This window comes from Ruegeria sp. CDSB113, from assembly GCF_059611045.1.
Genome location: NZ_JBXWOU010000004.1, coordinates 81,420 through 106,779, shown reverse-complemented (window position 1 = coordinate 106,779; position 25,360 = coordinate 81,420). Strand labels below are relative to the sequence as shown.

The window sequence follows — 25,360 nt, the reverse complement described above, 5'->3', positions numbered from 1 at the left end:
CAAACGGCCTTGCGAGGTTCAGCAGGAACGATATCTTGCGGCCTGTGCCATATCAGGAAAGGACAGGTCATGCCGAACCCAACCGCAGCAATGCTTGTGATCGGGGATGAAATCCTGTCGGGACGCACCCGGGATGCGAACATGCATTACCTTGCGCAGGAACTGACCAAGCAAGGCATTGATCTTAAAGAGGTTCGTATGGTCAGCGATGACGCCACTGCCATCGAACAGGCCGTGCGCGCCCTGTCGGACCGCTTTGATCATGTGTTCACCAGCGGCGGAATAGGCCCGACCCATGACGATATCACTGCCGACTGCATTGCCCGCGCCTTTGGTGCATCGATTGACGTGCGCGCCGACGCCCGAGCGCTGTTGGAGCGGCACTATGAGAATTCGGGGCTGGAACTGAACGCCGCGCGCCTGCGTATGGCACGTATTCCGGAAGGCGCGACATTGATCGACAATCCGGTCTCAACCGCGCCAGGCTTCACCCTTGGCAACGTGCACGTCATGGCGGGGATCCCCACGATCTTTCAGGCTATGGTCGCCAGCGTTCTGCCAAAGCTGACCGGCGGCGATCCCCTGTTGTCACAGACGCTGAGGATCAACCGGGGTGAAGGTGATATCGCCTCGACCCTGTCAGCATTGGCCGAAGATTTCCCTGATCTCGCCATCGGCAGCTATCCGTTCCAGGTAAATGGGGTATTCGGCTCTAACGTAGTGGTTCGGGGCACGAACGGGTCGCAGGTCGATGCGGCCACGACCCGGTTGGCGAAAGAGCTGGAGCTTTGAGCCCGAACTGGGGCGACGTTGTCGACGGAACATGGCCGGCGGCTCGGTTCGAGACAATTGGCCCTTTTCGCCTGCGGCAAGGATTGGGTGGTGGCTCGCGCGTTTCCGCGGCCAGCGCTCTGGCATCGGCGACCGACGCGGATATTGAAGCCGCTGAAGGGGCGATGCGCGCGATGGGTCAGCGGCCCATATTCTGCCTGCGTCCGGGCGACGAACGGCTGGATCAGCAGCTTGCGGATCGTGGCTATGACATTCTTGATCCCGTCAACATCTACCAATGCCCGGTTGAGCACCTGACAGATACTCCGATCCCCCGGGTCACCGCCTTTACCATCTGGAGTCCGCTGGCGATCATGAACGAGATCTGGGCGCAAGGCGGGATCGGTCCGGAACGGCGGGCCATCATGGACCGGGCCGAGGGGTCGAAAACGGGAATATTCCTGCGTCATTCCGATCACCCGGCGGGGACCGGTTTCGTCGCTATTCACGACGACGTAGCCATGGTCCATGCGCTGGAAATCCTGCCAGCCCACCGGCGTCAGGGCTTGGGAAAATGGGCTATGCGCGCGGCTGCAATCTGGGCGCAGAAGAACGGCGCAAAAACGCTGAGCGTGATCTGCACCAAGGCCAATGACGGGGCAAATGGTCTTTACCATGCGCTCGGGATGGAGATCACCGGAGAATACCATTACCGTCAGCTTGTCCAAGGAGAGTGACCACCGTGACCGACCAAACCCTGCCCACCGCGCTGGACCTGCCGATGGTGGACCCTCTGCCGCCTGAGACGCAGAAGTACTTTGATATCTGTGTCGAAAAACTGGGCTTTGTGCCCAATGTTCTGAAGGCTTATGCGTTCGACATCGACAAGCTGAACGCGTTTACGGCGAATTATAACGACCTGATGTTGGGTGACAGCGGGTTATCAAAACTGGAACGCGAAATGATTGCGGTGGTCGTGTCCGCGATCAACAAATGCTTTTATTGTCTGGTGGCCCATGGTGCAGCTGTTCGGCAATTGTCGGGCAATCCGCAATTGGGCGAGATGCTGGTTATGAACTACCGCGTGGCCCCTCTGGTCGATCGTCAGCGCGCCATGCTGGATTTTGCTGCCAAGATGACGACCGCCAGTACTGAGATCGAAGAACCTGATCGCCAACATCTGCGCGATGTTGGTTTCAGCGACCGGGACATTTGGGACATTGCCAATGTGACCGGCTTTTTCAACATGTCGAACCGGGTGGCCAGCGCAACAGCGATGGCCCCGAACAACGAATACCATACGCAGGCCCGATGATACGAACCGCAGCCCTTTTTCTGATGATGATGGCCAGTCAGGGTCTTGCACAGAACCTGACGTTGCCCTCTGGCGCACGGCTGGTCAGCGACCGGACGAGTGAATTGGACAGCTATGAGCTGCCAATCGGTCCTTTTGCTGACGGTGCAGTGCCCGCAAGAGAGGTTGAAGGAAAAGTCGAGCGGTTAACCTGGCGGCTGCAATCGGGCTCCAGCACCACGCTGCAATTACTGGCCCCGCTGCGGGATCAGATCGCCGCGCAGGGGTACGAGATCCTGCTTGAGTGTCAGGCCAAAACGTGTGGCGGGTTCGATTTTCGATTTGGCACCGAAGTCGTGCCCACACCGGACATGTATGTGGCCATTCAGGACTATCGCTTTTTGTCCGCCATTCGGGGGGGCAATGTGGTCAGCCTGCTGGTCAGCCGCAATCCGCCTGACGGGTATGTGCAGATGATCCGCGTCACACCGGTGGGTGCAGAGGCTCCGCCGCCGCTTGTGATCGACGAGCCAGTCACGTCGTCCAGCGACCTATTGGCCGAATTGGAGCAAAACGGCCATGCAATATTGGAAGATCTTCATTTCCGTACCGGAGAGATGACGTTGGGCGAAGGGCCTTTTGCGTCGCTGAAATTGGTTGCCGAGTTTCTGGACAAAAACCCAAACATCCGGCTGGCACTTGTGGGTCACACCGATGACACGGGCGCGCTGGATGCCAATATCTCGGTCAGTACCGGCCGTGCGCAGGCCGTGCGTGCCCGGTTGATCGAGGCGCATGGGATCGCGGCAGACCGAGTCGAAGCGCGCGGGATCGGCTATCTGGCCCCGCTCACCTCGAATGCCACGCCGGAAGGCCGCGACTTGAATCGCCGGGTCGAGGCGGTCTTGCTGATCAACTGACGCCTGGGGTGCCCATCAAATCATGATTTGCAAAAAAAAGGGCCCACGCAATTGGCGCGGGCCGTACAGTTTACCGAGGTTAATTCACCAATCCATCGGGCCTTTTTCGTGAAAGGCATCGACGAGAAAATCTATGAATGCCCGCACCTTGGGCTGTGTAAAGCGTCCGGGCGGGTAAACGGCGTATACGCCCTGAACTTCGTCCGGCAGCGATGGCATGGCGTCTACAACAGCACCGGATTTCAGCGCTTCTGCGTACAGATAGCTGGGCAGATATGCGATCCCCAAACCAGAGATGGCGGCGTTCAACAGGGATTGCCCATCGTTCACGCTCAGCCACCCTGCGGTGCGAACCTGTCTTTTTTCACCCGACGGCGCGGTCAGCCTCCACACATTGCCAGAGGACTGGCTGGAGTAATGCAGTAGCTTGTGTTCGTTCAGATCGTCAATTTTCTGCGGCCGGCCGAATTTCTCGACATAGCTGGGTGCCGCGACCATCCGCTTGACGGTTTCGGTCAGTTTGCGTGCGCGCAGGGTGCTGTCTTCTAACTCACCAATCCGGACGGCCACATCGAACCCTTCTGAAATCAACTCGACGTACCGGTTGTTCAGAACCATGTTCACTGTGATATCAGGATAGGCCGCCAGAAAATCCGACAGAACCGGAGACAGGTGATTGACGCCGAAATCCGTCGCAACGCTGATCCGAAGCAGACCCGAGGGGGCGGATTGCATCGAAGTCACAAGCGCATCAGCTTCGCCCGCATCATTTAGAACGCGCCGCGCGCGATCGTAATATGCCAGGCCAATTTCCGTCGGCGACACGCGCCGGGTCGTGCGGTTCAGCAGCCGTGCGCCCAGACGGGCCTCGAGGCTGGAAACATGCTTTGACACGGCCGATTTGGAGATGCCCATTTTCTTGGCCGCATCGGTAAAGCCACCCTGGTCCACCACATTGGCAAAGGCTTCCATTTCGGTCAGTCGGTCCATTCTCATTCCCCAGGTCTTAGTTCTTTTTTCCAACCTGACGTCCAATCTAGGCGGAAACAGGGCGGACATGGGATAATATCAGGGTTTCAATTCGGATCGTTTGCGATTGGGAAACGCGGAAACGATGGTTTCCCAGATGGCCACAAAGCCTGTAAGTCAAGGGTTTTGGGTGATTTCGGCCGGATATGCTAGGATGACAATGGCAAATTTGTGACCACGGAGGAGATCATGAAAGCCATTTATACCATCGCAGCCATATGTCTGTCCGCGACCTTCACATGGGCTGGTGGCGAGACGCCGTCGAACCCGGACGCACGGGTTTATTTTGTAAACCTGTCGGACGGCGACACGGTTTCATCGCCGGTGACCGTGGTCTTTGGGTTAAGCGGGATGGGCGTGGCCCCCGCTGGAACCGAAGCTGAAAACACCGGTCACCACCATTTGCTGATCGACCGCCCGCCCATTGGTGAAGGCGAGGACGGTGTGGATGAGCTGGCTTATGGTTTGCCTGCGGACGACAACCATCTACATTTTGGTGGGGGGCAGACCGAGGTGACTACGGAATTGGCCCCAGGAGCGCACACGCTGCAATTGGTGCTGGGCGACGCCGGGCATGTGCCACACTCCCCGCCTATTGTGTCCCAGGTAATTACGATTACGGTCGAGTAACCGACGTGCCTTTACGGCTCAGGCAACTATGCCACGTCGGGCAATAGGAAAATGCGGCGCGCCAGCGCCGAATTCAGCCGTTCTTGTGGATACCATTGGCTGAGGGCAGTCTTGGCCATCAATTCGGGGTTTTCCGCAACGAATGCCTCGAAAGTGCTGGTTTGCGAACTGGCAAGACGCTCTGCGATCAGGCTCATGAATGCGTAGGTGATCGTCAGGTTGAACTTATCCGGGGCGCCGGCCTTGGCCGCAAGTGTTCGGATTCCTTTGGCGTAGATCGCTGCAGCATCGATGAAATCATACTTGCGCAGCAGATCGTATGCGACCCGTACATGTTCGGCATGTCCGAATGTCGTGTTGTCGATGGCGTGTGCCTCAAACGCGCTGGTGATGTTGGCGCTCATTCTCCGTCCTCCTTGAAACGGTGGCTGTCCTCGGCTGTCCAGTTGAGGTCGTAGACACTTTTGAGCTGTTTGATCTTCTCCAGCGTTTCCTCGGAAAACGCTGCCTTGTTCTCAAAGCTATGCAGGGCAATCCCCTCGATCAGATCGCCAAGGGTCATATCCAGCGACTCTGCCAGCCCCTTGAGGACTTTCAGCAGGCGCTTTTCGATTCGAATTCCCGTTTGGGTGCGTTCAATTTTTTGGCCCATGAAGTACATATGTATATAAGTACCAAGAGAGTCAAGCGGCACGAAAAAAGCCGCCTCTTTCGAAGCGGCTTTCGTCAGAGCAATTGTGACAATGGCGTCAGAACGTAGCCGCCAACCGCGTCCCCTGATTGATCGCCCGTTTAGCATCCAACTCTGCCGCCACATCCGCGCCGCCGATCACGTGAGGGGTGATACCCCGTTCGATCAGCGTATCCGCCAGACTGCGCTCGGATACCTGACCGGAACACAGAACGATGGTGTCCGCCGCAATCACGGTCGGATCGGCACGTTCCTCACCAAAGCTGACATGCAGGCCGTCTTCGTCGATGCGCTCGTAATTCACGCCGCCCACAAAATTGACGTCCTTCATCTTTAGCGTAGCGCGGTGAATCCAGCCGGTTGTTTTACCCAGACCTTTCCCATGCGCCTGTTTCTTGCGCTGTAACAGAGTGACATCACGCGCAGGTGCCGCAGGTTGCGGACCCTCAGGTGCCAGGCCCGAGCGGTGTTCGGCCGGGTCTGTGACGCCCCATTCCTTCATCCATGCGGGCAGGTCGGTGGTAACGCTGTGGCCGTCTTCCAGCAGAAACTCGGACACGTCAAACCCGATTCCGCCCGCACCGATCACAGCGACTGACTTACCGACATCCGCTTTTTCGCGCAGCACGTCGATATAATTGATGACGTTGTCCCGATCCTGACCCGGGATTTGCGGATCGCGCGGCATGACACCAGTGGCGATGACCACCTCGTCAAAGCCGCTCAGGTCGTCGGCGCCGACGTTGCGGTTCAGCTCTACTTTGACGCCAAGGTCGGCAATCATCGTGCGGTACCAGTCAACCAGCCCCCAAAACTCTTCCTTGCCCGGAACCTGTTTGGCCATGTTCAACTGGCCACCAATCTCGGACGCGCGGTCAAACAGGGTTACGTTGTGGCCACGCTGGGCGGCAGTCATTGCCGTGGACAGACCGGCTGGACCCGCGCCGACAATGGCAACAGTTTTTCGCGTTTCAGCTGCGGTGATGGTCAACTCGGTCTCATGGCAGGCGCGGGGGTTGACCAGACATGAGGTCAGCTTGCCGCTGAACGTGTGGTCCAGACAGGCTTGGTTACAAGCAATACAGGGGGCGATCTGGGCGGCCTCGCCCGCAATTGCCTTGTTCACAAAATCTGCATCTGCCAGCATCGGACGGGCCAGAGACACCATGTCGGCGCAACCGGTCGACAGAACCTCTTCGACCACTTCGGGCGTGTTGATCCGGTTCGAGGTGATGACGGGGATCGAAACTTTGCCCATCAGCTTTTTCGTTACCCAGGCAAAGGCCGCGCGCGGAACGCTGGTGGCGATGGTCGGGATGCGGGCCTCGTGCCAACCGATGCCGGTGTTCAGGATCGTCGCCCCGGCCTTCTCAATTTCTTGCGCCAGTTGCACAACCTCATCATGGGTTGAGCCATTGGGGATCAGGTCGATCATCGACAGACGATAGATGATGATGAAATCGGTGCCCACGGCTTCACGCGTGCGGCGCACTACCTCGATCGGCAGGCGCGTGCGGTTCTCATAGGACCCACCCCAACGGTCGGTGCGCTTGTTGGTGTGTGTCACAATGAACTGGTTGAGGAAATATCCCTCGGACCCCATGATCTCGACCCCGTCATAGCCCGCTTTCCGGGCCAGAACGGCAGCGTTCACGATGTCGCTGATCTGTTTCTCGATACCTTCTTCATCCAGCTCATTCGGTGGGAAAGGAGAGATCGGAGATTTCACCGGGCTGGGGGCGACACATTTCGGACCATAGGCATAGCGGCCCGCATGCAGGATCTGCATCGCGATTTTACCACCTGCGTCGTGCACCCGCTGTGTGACAATGGCGTGCTTTGCGACCTCTTCTTCGTTGGTCATCATTGACGCGCCGGGCAGGACCGAGCCTTCAAGGTTCGGGCCAATTCCGCCTGTCACCATCAACGCGACGCCGCCACGGGCGCGGTCGGCATAGAATTCGGCCACCCGATTCCAGTCGCCGGTTTCCTCAAGCCCTGTGTGCATCGACCCCATCAGGACGCGGTTCTTCAATGTGGTAAAGCCCAGATCCAGCGGGGCCAGCATATTTGGGTACGCAGTCATGGCGAACTCTCCCTCCTGATTTTTGCGGATAGATTGACCTTCGCGTCAATGTTGTCACGCGAAACCTAACGTCACACCCTTTGCCTTCACTCCGCTGCTTGCTACAGAACCTGCAAAGCATGTTTACGAGGCTGCACATGACCCCCGAAGAGATCGCCAAACTGCCCTATCGCCCCTGCGTGGGGCTTATGCTGATGAATTCCGAGGGCAGGATTTTCGTCGGTCAGCGTAATGATCGCCACAAGGAGGCATGGCAAATGCCTCAGGGCGGCGTGGACAAGGGCGAAGATCCACGGGATGCAGCCCTGCGTGAGCTGTGGGAAGAAACCGGCGTGACCTCGGACCTGGTCGAGATCGTGGCCGAGACGGATGGTTGGTTGCCGTATGATCTGCCCCACGACATCGTGCCCAAAATCTGGAAAGGCCGTTATCGCGGGCAAGAGCAGAAATGGTACCTGCTGCGATTTACCGGTCGCGACGACCAGATCGACATCCAGACCAAGCACCCGGAATTCACCCAATGGAAATGGCAGCACCCCAGTAACCTGATCGAAGAAATCGTGCCGTTCAAACGTGAGGTTTATCAGCAGGTGATTGCCGCCTTTGCCGATCATCTGTCATAAAGCGGCATGTAAATAAGGTCATCTGGTCCAAGTATCGCGCGCATGGGCTGGGGCGCGATGAAAACCAGAATGCAGCCCCTGCCACCTTTCCATTGAAACAAACCGGGGGATGGTGCGGTTAGTTCAATCACCGTCCCGCACGTTGGCGTGAGGGGGCGTGGTCGGGTGCACTCGACCTGTCTAGCTTGGCGGGTATGAAAGATACTGCGTCACTTCTATCGACCATCGCGCCCGCCGGGCGCAAGTTCACCGGCACCGACCGTCGCACGCCTTTGCGCGGCGGCCTGCAAGGGTGCGGGGAATATGGCGCAGGGCAGACGGCAGGCCGGTTCTACCCCATCGCCTGCGTCGCGCTTGAGGTCACGCAACGCTGCAATCTGGATTGCACACTGTGTTACCTCTCGGACCGGGCCGAGATGACCTATGACCCACCGCTGTCGGTTCTGTTTGCGCGTCTTACCACAATCCAAAGCCATTATGGCCCCGGTGTCTCGGTCCAGTTGACGGGGGGTGATCCGACCCTGCGCAAGGTGGAAGACCTTGAGGCACTGTGCCGCGAAATTCGCCGTCTGGGCATGCGGTCGTGCCTGATGACCAACGGCATTCGCGCCAGCCGGGCGTTTCTGACGCGGCTTGCGGCGGCGGGGTTGGATGACGTGGCCTTTCACGTGGACATGACGCAGGAGCGCAAGGGGTTCAACAACGAGACTGAGTTAAATGTGGTGCGCCGCGCCTATATCCGGCACACGCGCGAACTGGGCCTGCGGGTATTGTTCAACACGACGGTCTTCGGCGGCAATATTGCTGAACTGTCTGCGCTGGCACGATTCATGCGAGACCGTCCCGAGGTGGCTTTTGTGTCCTTCCAGATGCAAGCGGATACCGGGCGCGGGGTGTTGCGCGAACGTCCCGACGCGATCACGCAGGACAGTGTCATGCGTGCGGTCGAGGCCGGATATGAAACGCCCCTGTATTTTGACACGGCCGCCGTTGGGCATTCGAAATGCAATCGCTATGCAAGTGTTGTGACTGCCGGCGGGCGTGCGGTTTCGGTTCTGTCCGCCAAACGCCTGACTCAGAAAGTGATCGCTGCGCTAAGCCGGGCCGATCAATCAACCGACGGCCATATCGACACCCGTGACAGCGTCCGGCGTATGGCGCGGCGCAACCCGTTTTTGGCGCTGCGGGCCGGGTTGCACCTGCTGAGATGCGTGCTGCGTTTGGGCCGAGGCTTGTTGCGGGGACCTGTCCGCCGGCAATCGGTGTTCATTCATAACTTCATGGCTGCCGAGGCGTTGGAGGAAGATCGCTGTGCCTCTTGCGTCTTTATGGTCGCAACCGCGAACGGGCCGCTGTCCATGTGCGTTCACAACGCGCAGCGTGACATGCATCTGGCCGCACCGGATCGGGTCGACGGGCCATCTGGCCCAAGCTGGTGGAATGCCGCTGTTCCTCGCCTGTCTGGCGGGTCCGATCTGCCGGATCTGAGTGATCCGGGCCTGGCCCCGCTCAAGCGGCTCAAGGGGCAATTGCGGGCCATGCGCCGGAACCAAAAGGACGTATCATGAGAAAACTTCTGATCCTGCTGCTGCTTCCGGTTTTGACCGCTTGCGCAAGTGTCGAGCGTCTGGCTTTGCCCGCCCCCGAGGCATTGCCAGGGCAGACCCTGACCAGATTTGCGTCCCCGCCGGGCGAAAAGGTCGATCACCGCGACTGGACCGCCTTTCTGCACCGCTATGTCGTCACCGACGGGAGAGGCGTGAACCGGGTAACTTACGGACAGGTGACACAGGCAGACAGGGCGCGCCTGGACGAATATCTGGTCGATCTGCAAGCCGTTGACCCTGCACGGCTGACACGTGATCAGCAACTGGCCTATTGGATCAACTTGTACAATGCGCTGACGGTGGATGTGGTTCTTGAAAACTATCCCGTTGCTTCGATCCGCGACATCAAGAACGGACGATTTTCGATTGGGCCGTGGAATCAACCTCTGGCGCGGGTGGCCGGGCAGGAGTTGACCCTCAATGATATCGAACACCGCATCATCCGGCCCACATTCGGCGAACCGCGCATCCACTATGTGCTGAACTGTGCTGCTGTGGGCTGCCCCAACCTGATGGACCGTGCTTGGCGGGCCGAGACGTTAGAGCGCGATTTCGCCGCTGCCGAGCACGCCTATATCAACGACCCGCGTGGTGTGCAGTTCGACCAAAGCGGCGGATTGATCCTGTCAAAGATCTTTATCTGGTTCCGCGAGGATTTCGGACCGAACGAAAAATCCGTGCTGGCCTATATATCGAAAGCAGCAGAACCCGAGCTGCGCGCCCGTCTTCAGCAGACGCCGCGTGTCAAAGCGTATCAGTATGACTGGGCCTTGAACGACGCGGCGGCTGGATCTTAATCAGCGGATTATAGCAACCCTTCGGCGCGGAGCAGTTCCTGCATGTTCGCCTCGGGGCGCGGGCCGATGTGGCTGATGACCTCGCGGGCGCAGATATTGCCGATCTTGGCGCAGGTTTCGTGATCGCGGCCTGTGGCCATGCCAAACAGGAAGCCGGCGGCAAACTGATCGCCCGCACCGGTTGCGTCCACGGGCACGACTTTCTCGACAGGTACGTCGACGCGTTGCCCGTCGCTTAGGACAGTCACGCCGTCGCCGGAGCGGGTACATACGACAAGCGGGCAGATCGCGGCGGTTTTGGCCAGCGCCTCTTCCAGATCGTCGGTTTCGAACAGGGATTTGATCTCGGCCTCGTTGCCAATGACGAAATCAAGTTCGTTTTCGATCAGCAGCAGGAAATCGACACGGTGGCGTTCCACACAGAAGGGGTCGGAAATGGCGATTCCCGCCTTGCCGCCACCTTTGTGGCACGCGCGCGCGGCCTCAAGAAACGCGGCCTTGCCCTTTTCCTTGTCGAACAAATAGCCCTCAAGGAACATAATCTGGCTGTTGCCTGCGACGTCATCCGATACGTCCTGCGACGACAGTTCCGAGGAAATCCCCAGATAGGTATTCATCGACCGTTCCCCATCGGGCGAGACAAAGATCATCGACCGCGAAGTCGGCAGCTCGCCCCCCGGCACCGGAGCGTTCACGAAATCAACGCCATCTTCATTCATCGCATCCGCGTAGAACCGGCCCAGAGCGTCATCATGAACCCGCCCGATAAACGCTGAATCCAGCCCCAGCGCACCTGCGCCAGCAATGGTGTTGGCAACCGAACCACCCGGCGTCTGTACCCGGCCTTCCATCGAGGCATAGAGGACCTCACCACGCTCTTGCTCGATCAGTTGCATGATGCCTTTTTCGATGCCCATCAGCTCCAGGAAACTGTCGTCGGCCTGGGAAATCACGTCCACAACAGCATTTCCGATGCCGGTCAGTTGGTAGGTTTTCATAGGTTCTTGTCCTCAAATTCGCAGAGATCGCGGATGATGCAGGTACCGCACATGGGTTTGCGCGCCTTGCAATGATAGCGGCCATGCAGGATCAGCCAGTGATGCGCATGCAGCTGAAAGTCGGTTGGGATATTGTCTTCGATGGCGCGTTCGACGGCGTCCACATTCTTACCGGGGCAAATGCCGGTGCGATTGCCAACACGGAAGATATGCGTGTCCACCGCCTGCGCCGGATACCGCCACCACATGTTCAACACCACATTGGCCGTCTTGCGGCCCACACCCGGCAGCGATTGCAGCGCGGCGCGGGAATTGGGTACTTCGCCACCATAGTCGTCGACCAGAATACGGCTGAGCTTGATGACGTTCTTCGCCTTTTGCCGAAACAGGCCAATGGTCTTGATGTGTTCAATCAGACCTTCTTCGCCCAGATCCAACATCTTTTGCGGGGTGTCGGCGATCTTGAACAGCTCTTTCGTGGCCTTGTTGACGCCTACATCGGTTGCCTGTGCCGAAAGCGCGACAGCGACGACCAGAGTGTAAACGTTGACATGCTCAAGCTCGCCCTTGGGTTCGGGGTCGGCTTCCTGAAAGCGCATAAAGATCTCGCGGATCCGGTGATATCCGAGTTGTTTTGCCATCCGCGTCTTAATGCCGTTCGGGGCGCGTCGATACAAGTCCAAAGCCAATGCGCAAGTTCCGGGTCGCGAGGACGTAACCTGCGCGCTATGGTTTGGTCAAGACAATGAGGTAATAGCCATGAACGTCCAGACCCCGGAAAGCGGATACCACTACAACGTCATGCGCCGCGCGATCGACCTGATTGATCAGGGCGGCGAGGGCCTGAGCCTGGAAGAGCTGGCCCGCCAGATGGATATGAGCCCGGCGCATTTCCAGCGCCTTTTCTCGCGTTGGACCGGGGTGTCGCCGAAACGCTACCAGCAATATCTGACCCTGGGCCACGCCAAGGCATTGTTGCGGGAACGGTTCACCACGTTGGAAACCGCGCATAACATTGGCCTGTCCGGCAGTGGACGCCTGCACGATCTGTTCCTGAAATGGGAATCCATGAGCCCCGGCGAATACGCGCGCAGGGGCATCGGGCTGACCATCTATTGGGGCTGGTTCGAATGCCCATTTGGCCCTGCACTGGTGATGGGAACCGACAAGGGCATTTGCGGCATGGCTTTTGGTGCTGAAACCGGCGAAGAGAACGCGATGGAGGATATGATTTCGCGCTGGCCCAAGGCAGATTTCATCGAAGATCCGATGCGCCTGCGCCCTTGGGTTCTAAGCGCCTTTGGCGCGGCAAGCGACCGGCTGGAACCTACGCCGCTGTACCTCATTGGCTCGCCCCTGCAAATCAAGGTTTGGGAGGCCCTGATGCACATCCCATCGGGTCAGGTCACCACCTATTCCGAAATCGCGCAGCGTGTGGGATCGCCACAAGCCGTCCGCGCCGTGGGTACTGCGGTTGGTCGCAACCCGGTCAGCTGGCTGATCCCTTGCCACCGGGCGCTGCGCAAATCCGGCGGGCTGGGCGGCTATCATTGGGGGCTGCCGGTCAAACGCGCGATGTTGGCATTCGAGGCCGCTCAGGCCGACGCATAGTCACGTCAAAAACAGACTTTGCGCTGCTGCATCCTATGATAGTGAGAATCTATGAAGCAGGAAAGCAGGCAGATCACACAGACATTCGCGGCGTGGGCCATTCCGGTTTCAGTGGCGGTTTTGCTGCTGAAACTGCTGGCCTGGTGGGTGACGGGCTCGGTCGCCCTGCTCTCGGACGCCTTGGAATCAGTGGTGAATGTGGCGGCCGCTCTGCTTGCATTTTTTGCGGTGCGGATATCTGGCATGCCGCCAGACAAGAAACACCCGTTCGGGCATAAGAAAGCCGAGTACCTGTCGGCCGTGGTCGAGGGAACACTGATTGTTCTGGCCGCACTGCTGATCATTCGTGAAGCTGTTTTCGCATTACCTGATCCGCATCTGGCCGGGGAACCGTTCCTGGGCATTGCCATAAATGTGGGCGCGACGTGCCTGAATGGTATCTGGGCGTTTCTGCTGTTGCGGGTTGGGCGACGAGAATCCTCACCGGCGTTGGAGGCGAGCGGAAAGCACATATTAACCGACATTATGACCTCGGTCGGTGTTGTTGTCGGGTTGCTGATTGCGATGGCGACAGGTTGGTTGGTCCTTGATCCGATCATCGCGATTCTGGTGGCGTTGAACATTCTGTGGGAGGGGTGGAAGGTCATCCGCAGCTCGGTCGACGGGTTGATGGATGCTTCGCTGGTCGATGGGGAATTGACGTTTGTGCGCGAAACAATCGAAGCCAATTTGGGCCCGGCGCTTGAGTATCATGATCTGCGCGGTCGCAGGTCAGCCAACATGATTTTCGTTGAGTTTCACCTTGTCGTTGACGGTGCCATGTCGGTCGCGGCCGCGCATGACATCTGCGACGATATCGAGGCGGCCCTGAACAGGAAGTTTCCGGGGTCAGTTTTTGTCATCCATCTGGAACCGGACAGCGAGTTAAAAAGTACCAGAGCCTGATTGACAGACACATCCGCCAGTGCGAAATGTCGCCCTCAGGTTCGGGCCCCCTGCCGTTCGCAGCCATTTGGCATTGGTGAAACCCGGTTGATGAACATCTGTTGCCCTTTCCTGGCGCGCGGATGGCAATGCGAACCCCGTCCTGACTTTGCGCCCGTTTAAGGAAACGAGGCAAGAAATGACACGTTCAAACAGTATTGCTCCACTTGAGGAGCTAAAAGCGCAGGCAAAACGACTGCGCGACAGGCTGCGCGATGCGGGGGTCACGCTCTCGCATAGTGAATCGCTGGAATTGTTGGCGCATCAACATGGGGTGCGCGATTGGAATACGTTGCACGCCATGGCCGGAAATCGCATGCATTTGCGTGTTGGTGACCGGGTTGAAGGGTTCTATCTGGGGCAGCCGTTCAGGGCGGAAATCCGTGGTATGACCCTGTTGGGTGATGGGTCGCATCGGCGCGTTACCTTACACTTTGAAACACCCGTGGATGTCGTTCAGTTCAACAGCTTCTCGGCCTACCGGCAGCGCGTAACCGGTGAGATTGGCTGGGATGGTCGATCTACACGGTATACCTCGGACGGCCAACCGCAACTGATCGTGCGACCCACGTAAAAAAAGGGCGCGGCGGGTAACCACCGCCGCGCCCTTTTGTTAAGTTCTGGTCTGGCGTCACTCTGCCGCCCAGCCACCGACGGCTTTGACCTCAAGGAAGTCTTCCAACCCCCACAATCCGCCTTCGCGCCCGTTGCCGGACTGTTTCATGCCGCCAAACGGTGACCCTGCACTGCGCGACTGGCCATTCATTTCGACCATGCCGGAACGCAGTACCCGCGCCATTCGGTTTGCCCGCGCGCTGTCTTGTGTCTGAACGTAATTGGTCAGGCCGTATGGCGTGTCGTTGGCAATCTCGACCGCCTCTTCTTCGGTGTCGAAGGGGATCATGGTCAGGACCGGGCCAAAAATCTCTTCGCGCGCGATGTTCATCTGGTTATTGGCGTCGGCAAAGACGGTCGGACGTACATAATAGCCCTTGTTCAGCCCCTCGGGCCGACCGGTGCCGCCTGTTACCAGCCGGGCACCTTCATCGATGCCCTTCTGGATCAGGTCCTGAATTTTGTTCCACTGCACCTCGTTCACGACGGGGCCGATATGGCGGCCTTCTTCCTGCGCGCTGCCCACCGAAACCTTGCTGGCCACTTCAGCCGCCGTTTCCACGGCCTGATCGTAGATCGGGCGCTGCACCAGCATGCGGCTGGGCGCATTACAGCTTTGGCCGGTGTTGTTCATCATGTGCAGAACGCCACGTTTGACGGCCTTTTCATCGGCATCGGCAAAGACCACGTTTGCGCCTTTGCCGCCCAGCTCCAGATGTACCTTCTTCAAGGTGTCTGCAGCACTTTTTGAGATCGCTGTGCCAGCGCGGGTCGAGCCGGTAAAGCTGACCATATCCACATCCGGATGCGCCGAAAGCTGGGAACCAACGCCCACGCCATCGCCGTTCACCAGATTGAACACGCCGGCGGGGAAACCAGCCTCATCCATCATCTCGGCAAAGATCATTGCGTTCAGCGGACTTTGTTCGGATGGTTTCAGAACCATGGTGCAGCCTGCAATCGCCGCCGCGCCGACCTTGAGCGTGACCTGGTTCATCGGCCAGTTCCACGGTGTGATCAGGGCGGCGACACCGACGGCCTCATAGATGATCCGGTCATTGGGCGCGTGATCGCCCAGCGGGCGGTCGAATTGGAACGCTTTGGCGGCCTGCACAAAGTTCGCCAGGTGATACATGCCCGCGCCGGATTGCTGGGTGCGCGCCATGTCGATTGGCGCGCCCATCTCAAGAGACATCGCCTGTGCCAAATCCTCAGACCGGGCTTGGTAAATCCCGATCAGTTTCTCGACCAGCGCGATGCGATCTTCGACCGGTGTGGCCATCCAGCCGGGCAGGGCGGCCTTTGCGGCAGCAACTGCGGCGTCGGTATCAGCCTGCGCGCCCAGTGAGATCACCGCGCAGGGTTCCTCGGTCGAGGGGTTGATCACCTCGAAATCATTCGCTGCAGATGGGGCGACCCATGTTCCGTCAATGTAGAAATTTCGTTTCTCGATCATCACGTATCCTCCTGATCCCGTGGCCCGGATGCCGGGAATTTGCGCCACTCTGGCACCGGTATTTCGGTGTGGCAAGGCGCAATTTGATCAAATTAAATTCCTCAAAAATGAATACCCTTTCAAGCAGCGGATGGTTTAACAATGGCGCAGAGTTATTAGGTTTCCAGCAACCGACTCGGTTTGTTTCACAAAAAAGGAGATGCCCCATGGGTTTGCGCATCAATGACACCGTTCCGAATTTCACTGCAGAGACGGATCAGGGCACTGTTCAGTTCCATGACTGGATCGGTGACAGCTGGGCGATCCTGTTCTCACACCCCAAGGATTTCACGCCGGTCTGCACCACCGAGTTCTCGGCCGTTGCACAGCTGAACGACGAATGGGCATCCCGCAACACCAAGGTGATGGGCGTCTCAGTCGATGGCGTCGAGGACCACAAGAAGTGGAAGAAGGACATCGAGGCGTATGGCAACGCCAACCCCGGTTTTCCGATCATCGCTGATGACGGTCTGGCCGTGTCCAAGGCGTTCGACATGCTGCCCGCCGAGGCGTACCTGCCCGATGGCCGCACCCCTGCCGACAGTGCAACCGTGCGTTCGGTGTTCATCATCGGCCCTGACAAACAGTTGAAACTGTCGATGACCTACCCGATGACCGTGGGCCGGAACTTTGCCGAAATCCTGCGCGCGCTGGACGGTCTGCAGATGAGCGCCAAGGGCGTGGCCACCCCCGCGAATTGGGTGCCGGGCGAAGACGTGATCATCCCGCCTGCGGTGTCGAATGACGAGGCAAAAGAAAAGTTCGGTGAGTTCGAAACCATCTTCCCGTATCTGCGTAAAACCAAAGCGCCCAGCTAAAGTAGCTCGGGCAGGGCGCTAAGCTCTGCCCGCTTCCAATACGCCTTCAAGGGTGACTAAGCTGCGGATCGTTGAGGGTGCTGATACAGTTTCCGACGGTAGGCAGCACGCTTGAATTCACGCGTCAGTTTGTCGGCCAGCGGCGGGCTTGTCTGTATGGTTGAACCGCCAATTTCTTGTGCGACTTCCTGATTGCCGCTTCCTTGCAAGGACAGGATCGGTTGCCCAGTCACCCAGTGCATTTGCAGGAACGTGTCGATCGGTCGGTCAATCTGGTCGGTTACGGCAAGCAGCCGCTCAGCCGCACGCCGCCCGACCACCTGGCAGACGCATTGCAAGCCAATGACTTTTGGCAGGATCAGACGCAATCCGTTTTGCTTTACAAGCGTTCGTGCCGCATCCTCGCGCTGTTTCACGGGAATTCGGATATAGTGATCCGGGGTCGCAAGCGGATCCAGCATCTCTAACGCATAGGCCATGCGGCACGGATCTATGCGCAGATCATCCTCGGTAATGATAGCGCGGTCGATCTTTTCATCAACGAGCTTGCGCCAGATCCGCCGATGGCTCGCGAAAATTCCGATTTCTGCGGGGCGCAGCGGAAAAGGGTATCTGGGGCGGTACAGATCGCCCGGAAACAATTGTACATCCGCGATTTGAGCGGGGTCCTTCCCATTGACGGCCTCGAAAAGTTCCGCATTGGGCAGACTGGCACATAGCCGTTCGGCGTTGGGTCGCCGCGCTGTGCTTGCTGTCATATGGATGACAAAAGTCCTCATGGCACAGTGCATAGAACACGACAACGAAAGGGGGAAGAGAAACCAGAAAGAAACACTTCCCCGTGATCCATCAGAAACCGTAACGCAGGCCGACATTGACGCTGAAGGCGTCGATATCATCCTCGACCGTACCCGTGGACGCACCGTTTGGTGCCAAACGTGCCGAGGATACGTCGAATGCGCGGGCATATCGGGTGTCCAGGGTCAGAGAGGTATTTGGGCTGATCTCATAGGCTACACCGGCAATAATTTGCGCAGCAAAGGTGGTGTCGGTGTCGTTCAGTTCGACGCCCGGTCCGTAGACAAAGTCCAGATCAGAGTAGGTGGCACCCAGACCCAGACCGACATAGGGTGTGAAGGCCCCTGCCTGTTTGAAATCAACCAGCACATTGGCGAATAGGGATGTCTGCGAAACGTCACCCGAAATGTTGCCTTCCGCGCCGGGACCGTTGCCCGAGAAATTGACGCCGTCCACGTCGTTATCACGATAGGACAGTTCCAGCTCGATCCGGGTGCCAAACTGATCGTTCGACCATTGCGGGATCTCTTTGCCGACCGCGATGCCCAGCCCATAGCCGCCATCGAAATCGGTATCTACCGACTGCGATGATCCATTGATCCTGCCGCTAAAGTCGCTGTCCTGTAGCTGGCTGTACCCGGCAAAGCCCTGAAGATAGAGGCCCTCGGAAAGGCTCTGTGCGGCCAGCGCGGACGCGCTGATCGTCAAAGCTGTCGAGGCGAGAAGAAGACGCGTAACCATGACCATGTCCTTTGTTCCACAATTGGTATGGCGCACATGTGGGCAGTAAAGGCAGGAATGAAAGGCGCCAGCCCTTCACTTCAATTCACAGGATTTTGGGCGTGTGTGAGTGAATAAGATCAGCACCGACCTAACATTTTGATTCACGGTCTATGTGGTCGAATTCGGCCTTTCAGAACTGTTTGTCAGCAAAGGTTCAGAAAGCAGCTCATCGATGAAGTAGCTCAGCAATTGCACGCGCCCCGTGACTCCTGCTTTGCGATACACCGCAGCACATTGCGCTTTGACCGTGCCTTCTTTGGTTTGCCGCAATGTCGCGATGTCCGCGATCGAAAGACCCTTGATTGATAGCAGAGCAACGTCACGTTCAGCATCACTCAGGTTCCAATCAGTGAATTGAGAGGCAATGAGTTGAGCAAACGCGCCCTGCGCGACACTCAGCTGTCGCTGCATGTCGCGCACACGCCTGTTCTGGGACCTGATCAGTGCAATCGTTGCGGCAAGACCGCCGATCAATGCCAGCGCCAGAACCAGTTCGAAACTATGCAGGTGGCGAAAGCCCGCGCTTTCCCCACCGGTCCAGTCCAACATCGCGTCCGTCACGAAAAAGGCGGCGCAGACAGCCTGCACCACCAGAAGGAGCCAAAGCAATGACGTTTGTGAAAGCTTCATGAGGCTCCTGAGAGTTCGTCAAGTCAGTCATCGTCCTCTTCGAGTTCGATGACAGTTACCACGCCGTCGGTCTCGGACAGGACAAGTTCAGTTTCTACACCATCTTTGATGAGTTCAACCTCGATCTCGCCATCTTCGAATTCGATTTCTTCGATCTGGTATCCCTGCGCCTCCAGGGTCGCGCGGATATCAGCCTCACTGGTGCCCAGTTTGTCGCCCAGCCCGACATTGGCCAGTGCAAGAACCGGCGCTGTTGCAATCAATCCGGTCAGTGTCAGCAGTTTCAAGGTTTCCATTTTGCATCTCCTTTTTGCGTCTCGGTGACGTGATGGAATTGGGGGCAAGGCGGGTGCGCTGCCATTGGCCTTTGGTTGAAACGCAGGGAATTGGACCAAGGTTTATCCAGGAAAAATACGGTTTCAGGCCACCTGGTTCTGCATTTGACCGAATTGTGCTAGGGTTATGCGGGGGAAATCTACAGGCACGTAACCACGGCGTCGGGCGTTCAGACTGTGTAAAACAGGAGAAGACGATGGCATTCACAGATTGGTACGTTGAAGGCGATGCATTCGGGAACTGCAATTGCGGCTATGCCTGCCCTTGCCAGTTCGAAGAATTACCAACCCACGGAAATTGCCGCGGCTTTGAGGTGCTTGAGGTTTCCAAAGGACATTTTGGCGACACCGACCTTGCGGGCACAAAAGCTGCGCTGATCTACGCCTGGCCTGGCCCGATCTTTGAGGGCGGCGGCCAGATGCAGGTGATCATCGACCCAAGCGCCTCGGACGCGCAACGGGCCGCATTGGAAAAGGTCTTTCACGGGGAAGAGACCGAGGAAATGGCAACCCACTGGCATGTCTTCCGCACGATGTGCGACACCGTTCACGAGACCCTGTATGTGCCGATTGATTTTGAGATGGACATGGAGGGGCGCACTGCCAAAGTCTCAATCGGTGAGGTGCTGAACTCAACCGGCCGTCCTATCGAGGCCCCACATGGCGGTGGTCCGCATCGCGTACGGATCGACATTCCCGGTGGTATCGAATTTACCCTGGCCGAGATAGGCAGTGCCTCAACCAAGGCAGATGCGGCGATCTCGCTGGATTTGAACGACAGTTATGGCCAATGGCATGTCATGAAACACGGTCCAAGCGGCGTTTCACACTGACAGATGCGACACACGGGCATGACTAAACCAAACCCGAAATCATAGGCTCATAGTAAACCCGAAAGTGGACTTAGGCAGAGTGTTCCGCTGCGTAGGTGGTGTCACCAAATCATTGGGACCGACAGGTCTGACCGAAGAAGGCGGACTTCGTAGGGTTTGAGGACTGGCAGAGCGGTCTCGCCATAACCCGTTTTGCTGCACATAAGTTCGGGGAACAGTTCAAACAGCTCGCGTTTGGTGGCCGGGGCCATTGCGCTCATTGTGGTGTCGCCGGGGAAAAAGGACTCGGACCAGACACCTTCGACATTCACTAGCTCATGTTTGTCGAACAATATATGGATGTATTCGACCCCTTGTTCCGGAGGGAGTTGTTCGATGCCCTGACCGTCGACCATGCCTTTGGCCGGGGCCAGCATTACAGTATCAAAGTAATACAGCTCCATAACAGCAGAGGTTACAGCAATCCGATGCTGGGGAGAGACCAGAAGATCCCGACTAGGACAACCTTCGGTAAAGCGGTCGGCGCGGATACGAACCGGGCAAAGGTGCGGATCACGTTTCAACTCTTGCGCAGATAACTGGCGCCGGCCAATCCAGCGCACCGGCCGCGCACTGCCATCTGCCGTGATCACTTCGTCTCCGGGTTCCAGTGTTTCAATTAGGCGTCGACCAGCCGCCGTAAGGATCAGGGACCCGGAAGTAAAGCAAACGAAAGTTGGAAGTGTATCGTAGACCGAAGGCGACGCAGGGTTTTGCGTCAGTGTGTTGCCTGACAGTACATCGTTGACCGCAACCTGACCGGATGTGACGACGATGTACTGAGTTCCTTGCCATTGCAGCAAAGTAAAAGTAACTGGCGATCCGCCGACATTGGCGGTGTAATTCTCAAAAACCTGGAAATCTTCGGAAGTATTCAACCCAGCGATGCCGCTCACATCAAATTGCTGGCTGCCATCGGCGTCCGGGTTTTCAAGTTGGTTGTCATTGTCGGTAATTGCCACCTGAAAGGCGTTCGTGACCGTGACATTCGGATTACCAAGCGGATCGGCGCTTACTTGATACAGTGTAAAAAAATTCATGGATTAACGATGCCCCTGAAATTGAAACACTCATCTTCATTCCCACCACAATACACGCAATGCGTGTATTATATAAGGTGCTGATTTCTTGTTTCGGGACCTATCGCACCAATGGCAGAGTGAGGCGGGCTAAGTAAGTTCTGAGCATCAGACCAAACCAGATGGCGCAAAGACAAAAAAAGGCCCCGGTCAATCGCCGGGGCCTTTCTGCATTCAAAGAGGGGCAGATTACTCTGCGCTTTCCTCTTTCTTTTCTTTCTTCTCGGGAACGATCTCTTCGCCGGTTTCCTGATCGACAACTTTCATCGACAGGCGGACCTTGCCGCGATCGTCAAAGCCCAGCAGCTTAACTTTCACTTCTTGACCTTCTTTCAGAACATCCGACGGATGGTTCAGGCGGCGGTTTTCGATCTGGGACACGTGAACCAGACCATCGCGCTTGCCAAAGAAGTTCACGAAGGCACCAAAGTCGACGATCTTCACGACTTTACCGGTGTAAACCTGACCTTCTTCCGGCTCAGCGACGATCGAGTGGATCATCTCATACGCCTTCTTGATCGATTCACCATCGGGTGAGGCGATCTTGATGACGCCGTCGTCGTTGATGTCGACCTTGGCGCCCGACACTTCGACGATTTCGCGGATGACCTTACCGCCCGAACCGATCACTTCACGGATCTTGTCGGTCGGGATGTTCATGGTCTCGATGCGCGGGGCGTGGACCGAGAAATCGTTGGTCTCGGACAGGGCTTTGCCCATCTCGCTCAGGATATGCATCCGGCCGTCTTTGGCTTGCGCCAGGGCTTTCTCCATGATCTCGGGCGTGATGCCCGCAACCTTGATGTCCATCTGCAGCGAGGTGATGCCGTTTTCGGTACCCGCAACCTTGAAGTCCATGTCGCCCAGGTGGTCTTCGTCACCCAGAATGTCGGACAGGATGGCATAGTCGCCGTCATCTTCCAGGATCAGGCCCATGGCCACACCGGCAACCGGTGCTTTCAGCGGAACGCCCGCATCCATCATCGACAGCGAACCGCCGCAGACAGAAGCCATCGAGCTGGAGCCGTTGGATTCAGTGATCTCCGACACGATACGGATCGTGTAGGGGAAGTCGGTCGCCGCAGGCAGAACCGCCTGCAGGGCGCGCCATGCCAGCTTGCCGTGGCCGATCTCACGACGGCCCGGACCACCAACGCGGCCAACTTCACCAACCGAGTAGGGAGGGAAGTTGTAGTGCAGCAGGAAGTTCGATTTGAAGTTGCCGTGCAGCGCGTCGATGAACTGCTCATCGTCGCCAGTGCCCAGCGTGGTCACGGCCAGAGCCTGCGTTTCACCACGGGTGAACAGCGCGGAGCCGTGCGTCCGGGGCAGCATCGAGGTTTCTGCAACGATCGAACGGATATCGGTGGTCGAACGACCGTCGATCCGCTTGCCGCCTTTGACGACGTCGCCGCGCAGAATGCCAGCTTCCAGCTTCTTCATTGCGGAACCGAGGTTGCCGTCTTCCAGCTGCTCTTCGGTCAGCGCTGCTTTGATTGCTTCACGCGCAGCGGCTACAGCGGCGGTGCGCTCTTGCTTGTCGGTGATCGCGAAAGCGGCGCGCATCTGCTCTTCACCGGCAGCTTTGACAGCGGCGGACAGCTCCGAGTAGTCGGGCGCCTGGAAGTCGAACGGCTCTTTCGCGGCGTCTTCGGCCAGCGCGATGATCAGGTCGATGACCGGCTGAATCTGCTCATGTGCGAATTTGACCGCACCCAGCATTTCGGCCTCGGACAGCTCGTACGCTTCCGATTCAACCATCATCACGGCGTCTTTGGTGCCGGCAACAACCAGATCCAGACGCTGTTCAGGGTTCAGGCGCAGGTCCTGCATGTCGTCAACAGTCGGGTTCAGAACGTATTCACCGTCCTCAAAACCAACGCGGGCACCGGCGATCGGACCCATGAACGGCGCGCCGGAAATAGTCAGCGCAGCCGAGGCAGCGATCATCGCAACCATGTCGGGGTCGTTGACCAGATCGTGGGACAGCACGGTGCACATCACCAGAACTTCGTTTTTGAAGCCGTCAACGAACAGCGGGCGGATCGGACGGTCGATCAGACGCGCGGTCAGTGTCTCTTTTTCGGTCGGGCGCGCCTCGCGCTTGAAGAAGCCACCCGGAACTTTACCGGCGGCATAGTATTTTTCTTGATAGTGGACGGTCAGAGGGAAAAAGTCCTGACCCGGTTTTTGCTGCCGTGCAAAGGTCACGTTCGCCATGACGCTGGTTTCGCCCAGTGTCGCGATCACGCTGCCGTCGGCCTGACGGGCAACCTTGCCGGTTTCCAGTGTGAGCGTTTCTTCGCCCCACTGCATAGATTTTTTCGTTACATCAAACATATGCGTATCCTAGATGGGAGCACTCCCGCCCCTGCGGGTCTCCCGTTTGCATGGCGGCCCCATTGCCGCCGATCCCATTTTAGCTTTCGTCTGAGTGCCGGGATCAGGGCACAACGTCTCAGATACCGCGCGCATACATGAGATTGGTGTAGAAGGAAAGGGGAACCGCACAAGGCCGGTGGAGGACTGCACAGCCTACGCCCGATCCATATTGGACCGGGCCAGAGCCGTTCAAAAGATTGCGTGCGCGAGGATCATCACCACGCCGCATCCCAGAGCATAGCCAGTGTCGACCATGATCGCGAACACGCTTTTTTGCGCCCAGGCCCCGACCGAGGCCGTCTGCGCCGCCACCGCAAGGATGGCCAGAAGGGCGACGCCCAGACTGTTGGTGGTTTCGGTGAGCGCGATCACAGTGGCCAGCAAGATCAGGAACACGATCTGCGCGGTCATCTGAGGCAATGGCGGCGATTCCGGCGGTGACGGATCAATCCGCGTTCCTTCGGCCCAGCGCTTCTGGAATCCGACCGGTCCATAGACCAGCCAACCCAGCAGAAAGGCCGCGATCACCCCCGCTGCAAGGGCCAGCCAGTTGATCATAGCGCTGTCTCCAGCGCTGCAAGGATCGCAGTCCATCCACCCTCGTGATTATCGCGGCTTTCCTGTGATGGGAATCGGACGTGATGCAGGCGCAGTTCGGTCCCTGCATCGGTTGGCGTGAAATCCAGCGTCACGGTGGAATCATCCTGACTGTACGGAGAATTCCAGGTAAATTGCAGCCGGTTCGGGCGGTCGATGACCTTGTATTCGCCCTCATGTGGCAAATCCCCGGCTTCGGGCGCGCGCATGATGATCTTGGACCGTCCACCGACCTTTGCGTCGGAATGCGCCTCGGGCACCGTCATTTCCGGCCCCGGTAGCATGAATTTGGCCAGCATGTCCGGGTTCAGCCAGGCGTCGAACACCTTTTCAGGCGGGTGCGGGATTGCGCGTGTGATTTCAAGTGACAGATCCGTCATCTTCTGGGTCCTCCAAAGCAGTTTCCAAAGCGTCCAGCCGAAGCGTCCAGATCGAACGCAAACCGGCAAACCATTCATCCACGGCTGACAAGGGATCCATTTGAACCTCGATCAAATGCTCACGCCATTCCGTCCGGCGCCGCACCAGTTCGGCGTTTTCCAGCACCTTGATGTGCTTGGATACCGAATTGAGGCTCATATCGAATTGCCGCGCGATGTCCGTCACCCGCAAGGGTCCCTGCTGCGCAAGCATCGTCAGGATCGCACGGCGGGTCGGGTCGGACGCGGCCTTCAATATCGCGCTCAGATCAGAGCGACTCTCTCGTTCAACCATATGGATGAATTATATCCTTCTTCTGCTTCAGTCAACCATTTGGGTGAATAACACAGATAAAACCCCATGGCCAGAAGTTGGGACCAATGATCCCGGTGCCGTCCAAAGTCGTTTATCAAGTCAGATAAATTCACTAACGGGAATGCGTTTGGTGAAATTATGTCGTCAGTGTAAGCTGTTATCGCGAAGCCCGCGGTCGAA

At 57.8% G+C, this 25,360-nt stretch carries 29 protein-coding genes; 13 read left to right on the top strand and 16 right to left on the bottom strand.

Features of this window, described 5'->3' with window-relative positions; translation table 11 throughout:
• Positions 1–69: 69 nt before the first annotated feature.
• Genes AC2FIS_RS09410 through AC2FIS_RS09395 form a run of 4 tightly spaced genes read left to right on the top strand, consistent with a single transcriptional unit; the run spans position 70 to position 2,985 of the window.
• Positions 70–792, top strand: a complete 723-nt coding sequence (locus AC2FIS_RS09410) for a competence/damage-inducible protein A (protein ID WP_496773045.1) — start codon at positions 70–72, stop codon at positions 790–792.
• On the top strand, positions 789–1,508 hold the full coding sequence (locus AC2FIS_RS09405) for a GNAT family N-acetyltransferase (RefSeq protein ID WP_496773043.1): 720 nt from the start codon (positions 789–791) through the stop codon (positions 1,506–1,508). The genes AC2FIS_RS09410 and AC2FIS_RS09405 overlap by 4 nt, the downstream gene beginning before the upstream one ends.
• 5 nt (positions 1,509–1,513) lie before the next feature.
• A complete protein-coding gene (locus AC2FIS_RS09400) occupies positions 1,514–2,086 on the top strand; it encodes a peroxidase-related enzyme (RefSeq protein ID WP_496773041.1) in 573 nt (190 codons plus the stop codon).
• A complete protein-coding gene (locus tag AC2FIS_RS09395) occupies positions 2,083–2,985 on the top strand; it encodes an OmpA family protein (protein ID WP_282170181.1) in 903 nt (300 codons plus the stop codon). Before AC2FIS_RS09400 ends, AC2FIS_RS09395 begins: the two co-directional genes overlap by 4 nt.
• 84 nt (positions 2,986–3,069) lie before the next feature.
• Here AC2FIS_RS09395 and AC2FIS_RS09390 read toward each other — a convergent pair whose 3' ends face one another.
• On the bottom strand, positions 3,070–3,975 hold the full coding sequence (locus AC2FIS_RS09390) for a LysR family transcriptional regulator (protein WP_058275233.1): 906 nt from the start codon (positions 3,973–3,975) through the stop codon (positions 3,070–3,072).
• 228 nt (positions 3,976–4,203) lie between these two features.
• On the opposite strand from AC2FIS_RS09390, the gene AC2FIS_RS09385 reads away from it, so the two are divergent.
• On the top strand, positions 4,204–4,644 hold the full coding sequence (locus AC2FIS_RS09385) for a DUF4399 domain-containing protein (protein WP_496773038.1): 441 nt from the start codon (positions 4,204–4,206) through the stop codon (positions 4,642–4,644).
• Positions 4,645–4,670: 26 nt separating this feature from the next.
• Here the strand turns inward: AC2FIS_RS09385 and AC2FIS_RS09380 are convergent, their stop codons facing one another.
• The 3 genes from AC2FIS_RS09380 to AC2FIS_RS09370 form a co-directional block, all read right to left on the bottom strand.
• Entirely contained in the window at positions 4,671–5,048 is a 378-nt protein-coding gene (locus AC2FIS_RS09380; RefSeq protein WP_496773037.1) for a hypothetical protein, read from the bottom strand.
• Positions 5,045–5,296: a hypothetical protein gene (locus tag AC2FIS_RS09375; protein ID WP_496773034.1), complete on the bottom strand. Its 252-nt coding sequence runs from the start codon at positions 5,294–5,296 to the stop codon at positions 5,045–5,047. The genes AC2FIS_RS09380 and AC2FIS_RS09375 overlap by 4 nt, the downstream gene beginning before the upstream one ends.
• 97 nt (positions 5,297–5,393) lie before the next feature.
• Positions 5,394–7,421, bottom strand: a complete 2,028-nt coding sequence (locus AC2FIS_RS09370; protein ID WP_496773031.1) for an FAD-dependent oxidoreductase — start codon at positions 7,419–7,421, stop codon at positions 5,394–5,396.
• Positions 7,422–7,558: 137 nt separating this feature from the next.
• On the opposite strand from AC2FIS_RS09370, the gene AC2FIS_RS09365 reads away from it, so the two are divergent.
• The 3 genes from AC2FIS_RS09365 to AC2FIS_RS09355 all read left to right on the top strand — a co-directional run bounded on the left by AC2FIS_RS09365 (position 7,559) and on the right by AC2FIS_RS09355 (position 10,448).
• The gene (locus AC2FIS_RS09365) at positions 7,559–8,044 is read left to right on the top strand and encodes an RNA pyrophosphohydrolase (protein WP_496773029.1); all 486 of its coding nucleotides are present in this window, start codon (positions 7,559–7,561) and stop codon (positions 8,042–8,044) included.
• Between the two features lie 194 nt (positions 8,045–8,238).
• Positions 8,239–9,612, top strand: a complete 1,374-nt coding sequence (locus AC2FIS_RS09360; RefSeq protein ID WP_496773027.1) for a radical SAM protein — start codon at positions 8,239–8,241, stop codon at positions 9,610–9,612.
• Complete coding sequence (locus tag AC2FIS_RS09355; protein WP_496773025.1) at positions 9,609–10,448, top strand: DUF547 domain-containing protein; 840 nt, start codon at positions 9,609–9,611, stop codon at positions 10,446–10,448. The genes AC2FIS_RS09360 and AC2FIS_RS09355 overlap by 4 nt, the downstream gene beginning before the upstream one ends.
• A gap of 8 nt (positions 10,449–10,456) precedes the next feature.
• Here AC2FIS_RS09355 and AC2FIS_RS09350 read toward each other — a convergent pair whose 3' ends face one another.
• Together AC2FIS_RS09350 and nth are read right to left on the bottom strand one after the other, a co-directional pair.
• On the bottom strand, positions 10,457–11,446 hold the full coding sequence (locus AC2FIS_RS09350; protein WP_496773023.1) for an adenosine kinase: 990 nt from the start codon (positions 11,444–11,446) through the stop codon (positions 10,457–10,459).
• Positions 11,443–12,087, bottom strand: coding sequence for an endonuclease III (gene nth / locus AC2FIS_RS09345; protein ID WP_496773021.1), 645 nt, complete (start codon positions 12,085–12,087; stop codon positions 11,443–11,445). Before nth ends, AC2FIS_RS09350 begins: the two co-directional genes overlap by 4 nt.
• A gap of 118 nt (positions 12,088–12,205) precedes the next feature.
• Here nth and AC2FIS_RS09340 point away from each other — a divergent pair, with 118 nt between their 5' ends.
• From AC2FIS_RS09340 to AC2FIS_RS09330, 3 genes are all read left to right on the top strand, one after another.
• On the top strand, positions 12,206–13,057 hold the full coding sequence (locus AC2FIS_RS09340; protein ID WP_496773019.1) for a methylated-DNA--[protein]-cysteine S-methyltransferase: 852 nt from the start codon (positions 12,206–12,208) through the stop codon (positions 13,055–13,057).
• 51 nt (positions 13,058–13,108) lie between these two features.
• The gene (locus tag AC2FIS_RS09335; RefSeq protein ID WP_496773017.1) at positions 13,109–14,002 is read left to right on the top strand and encodes a cation diffusion facilitator family transporter; all 894 of its coding nucleotides are present in this window, start codon (positions 13,109–13,111) and stop codon (positions 14,000–14,002) included.
• A 178-nt stretch (positions 14,003–14,180) separates the two neighbouring features.
• Positions 14,181–14,615, top strand: coding sequence for a glyoxalase superfamily protein (locus AC2FIS_RS09330; protein WP_496773015.1), 435 nt, complete (start codon positions 14,181–14,183; stop codon positions 14,613–14,615).
• 57 nt (positions 14,616–14,672) lie between these two features.
• Here the strand turns inward: AC2FIS_RS09330 and AC2FIS_RS09325 are convergent, their stop codons facing one another.
• Positions 14,673–16,112, bottom strand: a complete 1,440-nt coding sequence (locus tag AC2FIS_RS09325) for an aldehyde dehydrogenase family protein (RefSeq protein ID WP_496773013.1) — start codon at positions 16,110–16,112, stop codon at positions 14,673–14,675.
• Positions 16,113–16,318: 206 nt separating this feature from the next.
• Between AC2FIS_RS09325 and AC2FIS_RS09320 the strand changes: the two genes are divergently transcribed.
• Entirely contained in the window at positions 16,319–16,969 is a 651-nt protein-coding gene (locus tag AC2FIS_RS09320; protein ID WP_496773011.1) for a peroxiredoxin, read from the top strand.
• A gap of 56 nt (positions 16,970–17,025) precedes the next feature.
• On the opposite strand, the gene AC2FIS_RS09315 is transcribed toward AC2FIS_RS09320, so the two are convergent.
• From AC2FIS_RS09315 to AC2FIS_RS09300, 4 genes are all read right to left on the bottom strand, one after another.
• A complete protein-coding gene (locus AC2FIS_RS09315) occupies positions 17,026–17,748 on the bottom strand; it encodes a glycosyltransferase family 25 protein (RefSeq protein ID WP_496773009.1) in 723 nt (240 codons plus the stop codon).
• 70 nt (positions 17,749–17,818) lie between these two features.
• On the bottom strand, positions 17,819–18,508 hold the full coding sequence (locus AC2FIS_RS09310) for an outer membrane protein (protein WP_496773007.1): 690 nt from the start codon (positions 18,506–18,508) through the stop codon (positions 17,819–17,821).
• Between the two features lie 150 nt (positions 18,509–18,658).
• On the bottom strand, positions 18,659–19,180 hold the full coding sequence (locus AC2FIS_RS09305) for a helix-turn-helix transcriptional regulator (protein WP_496773005.1): 522 nt from the start codon (positions 19,178–19,180) through the stop codon (positions 18,659–18,661).
• A 23-nt stretch (positions 19,181–19,203) separates the two neighbouring features.
• Entirely contained in the window at positions 19,204–19,476 is a 273-nt protein-coding gene (locus tag AC2FIS_RS09300; RefSeq protein ID WP_496773003.1) for a PepSY domain-containing protein, read from the bottom strand.
• Between the two features lie 236 nt (positions 19,477–19,712).
• On the opposite strand from AC2FIS_RS09300, the gene AC2FIS_RS09295 reads away from it, so the two are divergent.
• The gene (locus tag AC2FIS_RS09295) at positions 19,713–20,348 is read left to right on the top strand and encodes a DUF1326 domain-containing protein (protein ID WP_496773002.1); all 636 of its coding nucleotides are present in this window, start codon (positions 19,713–19,715) and stop codon (positions 20,346–20,348) included.
• Positions 20,349–20,449: 101 nt separating this feature from the next.
• Here AC2FIS_RS09295 and AC2FIS_RS09290 read toward each other — a convergent pair whose 3' ends face one another.
• The 5 genes from AC2FIS_RS09290 to AC2FIS_RS09270 form a co-directional block, all read right to left on the bottom strand.
• Complete coding sequence (locus tag AC2FIS_RS09290) at positions 20,450–21,427, bottom strand: Hint domain-containing protein (RefSeq protein WP_496773001.1); 978 nt, start codon at positions 21,425–21,427, stop codon at positions 20,450–20,452.
• A gap of 228 nt (positions 21,428–21,655) precedes the next feature.
• Positions 21,656–23,806: a polyribonucleotide nucleotidyltransferase gene (gene pnp / locus AC2FIS_RS09285; RefSeq protein WP_109313598.1), complete on the bottom strand. Its 2,151-nt coding sequence runs from the start codon at positions 23,804–23,806 to the stop codon at positions 21,656–21,658.
• Between the two features lie 231 nt (positions 23,807–24,037).
• The gene (locus AC2FIS_RS09280) at positions 24,038–24,406 is read right to left on the bottom strand and encodes a DUF1761 family protein (protein ID WP_496773000.1); all 369 of its coding nucleotides are present in this window, start codon (positions 24,404–24,406) and stop codon (positions 24,038–24,040) included.
• Positions 24,403–24,825, bottom strand: coding sequence for an SRPBCC family protein (locus AC2FIS_RS09275; protein ID WP_496772999.1), 423 nt, complete (start codon positions 24,823–24,825; stop codon positions 24,403–24,405). The genes AC2FIS_RS09280 and AC2FIS_RS09275 overlap by 4 nt, the downstream gene beginning before the upstream one ends.
• Positions 24,806–25,159, bottom strand: a complete 354-nt coding sequence (locus tag AC2FIS_RS09270; protein WP_058274972.1) for an ArsR/SmtB family transcription factor — start codon at positions 25,157–25,159, stop codon at positions 24,806–24,808. Before AC2FIS_RS09270 ends, AC2FIS_RS09275 begins: the two co-directional genes overlap by 20 nt.
• Positions 25,160–25,360 lie beyond the last annotated feature (201 nt).

Excerpts from the sequence above, each read along its gene's own strand:
- AC2FIS_RS09335 (WP_496773017.1), top strand. The coding sequence starts at position 13,109 with ATGAAGCAGGAAAGCAGGCAGATCACACAGACATTCGCGGCGTGGGCC.
- AC2FIS_RS09275 (WP_496772999.1), bottom strand. The coding sequence starts at position 24,825 with ATGACGGATCTGTCACTTGAAATCACACGCGCAATCCCGCACCCGCCT.
- AC2FIS_RS09365 (WP_496773029.1), top strand. The coding sequence starts at position 7,559 with ATGACCCCCGAAGAGATCGCCAAACTGCCCTATCGCCCCTGCGTGGGG.
- AC2FIS_RS09395 (WP_282170181.1), top strand. The coding sequence starts at position 2,083 with ATGATACGAACCGCAGCCCTTTTTCTGATGATGATGGCCAGTCAGGGT.
- AC2FIS_RS09375 (WP_496773034.1), bottom strand. The coding sequence starts at position 5,296 with ATGGGCCAAAAAATTGAACGCACCCAAACGGGAATTCGAATCGAAAAG.
- AC2FIS_RS09310 (WP_496773007.1), bottom strand. The coding sequence starts at position 18,508 with ATGGTTACGCGTCTTCTTCTCGCCTCGACAGCTTTGACGATCAGCGCG.
- AC2FIS_RS09370 (WP_496773031.1), bottom strand. The coding sequence starts at position 7,421 with ATGACTGCGTACCCAAATATGCTGGCCCCGCTGGATCTGGGCTTTACC.
- AC2FIS_RS09350 (WP_496773023.1), bottom strand. The coding sequence starts at position 11,446 with ATGAAAACCTACCAACTGACCGGCATCGGAAATGCTGTTGTGGACGTG.
- pnp (WP_109313598.1), bottom strand. The coding sequence starts at position 23,806 with ATGTTTGATGTAACGAAAAAATCTATGCAGTGGGGCGAAGAAACGCTC.
- AC2FIS_RS09330 (WP_496773015.1), top strand. The coding sequence starts at position 14,181 with ATGACACGTTCAAACAGTATTGCTCCACTTGAGGAGCTAAAAGCGCAG.
- AC2FIS_RS09355 (WP_496773025.1), top strand. The coding sequence starts at position 9,609 with ATGAGAAAACTTCTGATCCTGCTGCTGCTTCCGGTTTTGACCGCTTGC.
- AC2FIS_RS09410 (WP_496773045.1), top strand. The coding sequence starts at position 70 with ATGCCGAACCCAACCGCAGCAATGCTTGTGATCGGGGATGAAATCCTG.
- AC2FIS_RS09280 (WP_496773000.1), bottom strand. The coding sequence starts at position 24,406 with ATGATCAACTGGCTGGCCCTTGCAGCGGGGGTGATCGCGGCCTTTCTG.
- AC2FIS_RS09300 (WP_496773003.1), bottom strand. The coding sequence starts at position 19,476 with ATGGAAACCTTGAAACTGCTGACACTGACCGGATTGATTGCAACAGCG.
- AC2FIS_RS09270 (WP_058274972.1), bottom strand. The coding sequence starts at position 25,159 with ATGGTTGAACGAGAGAGTCGCTCTGATCTGAGCGCGATATTGAAGGCC.
- AC2FIS_RS09390 (WP_058275233.1), bottom strand. The coding sequence starts at position 3,975 with ATGGACCGACTGACCGAAATGGAAGCCTTTGCCAATGTGGTGGACCAG.
- AC2FIS_RS09360 (WP_496773027.1), top strand. The coding sequence starts at position 8,239 with ATGAAAGATACTGCGTCACTTCTATCGACCATCGCGCCCGCCGGGCGC.
- AC2FIS_RS09295 (WP_496773002.1), top strand. The coding sequence starts at position 19,713 with ATGGCATTCACAGATTGGTACGTTGAAGGCGATGCATTCGGGAACTGC.
- AC2FIS_RS09290 (WP_496773001.1), bottom strand. The coding sequence starts at position 21,427 with ATGAATTTTTTTACACTGTATCAAGTAAGCGCCGATCCGCTTGGTAAT.
- nth (WP_496773021.1), bottom strand. The coding sequence starts at position 12,087 with ATGGCAAAACAACTCGGATATCACCGGATCCGCGAGATCTTTATGCGC.
- AC2FIS_RS09325 (WP_496773013.1), bottom strand. The coding sequence starts at position 16,112 with ATGATCGAGAAACGAAATTTCTACATTGACGGAACATGGGTCGCCCCA.
- AC2FIS_RS09315 (WP_496773009.1), bottom strand. The coding sequence starts at position 17,748 with ATGAGGACTTTTGTCATCCATATGACAGCAAGCACAGCGCGGCGACCC.
- AC2FIS_RS09385 (WP_496773038.1), top strand. The coding sequence starts at position 4,204 with ATGAAAGCCATTTATACCATCGCAGCCATATGTCTGTCCGCGACCTTC.
- AC2FIS_RS09340 (WP_496773019.1), top strand. The coding sequence starts at position 12,206 with ATGAACGTCCAGACCCCGGAAAGCGGATACCACTACAACGTCATGCGC.
- AC2FIS_RS09380 (WP_496773037.1), bottom strand. The coding sequence starts at position 5,048 with ATGAGCGCCAACATCACCAGCGCGTTTGAGGCACACGCCATCGACAAC.
- AC2FIS_RS09320 (WP_496773011.1), top strand. The coding sequence starts at position 16,319 with ATGGGTTTGCGCATCAATGACACCGTTCCGAATTTCACTGCAGAGACG.
- AC2FIS_RS09305 (WP_496773005.1), bottom strand. The coding sequence starts at position 19,180 with ATGAAGCTTTCACAAACGTCATTGCTTTGGCTCCTTCTGGTGGTGCAG.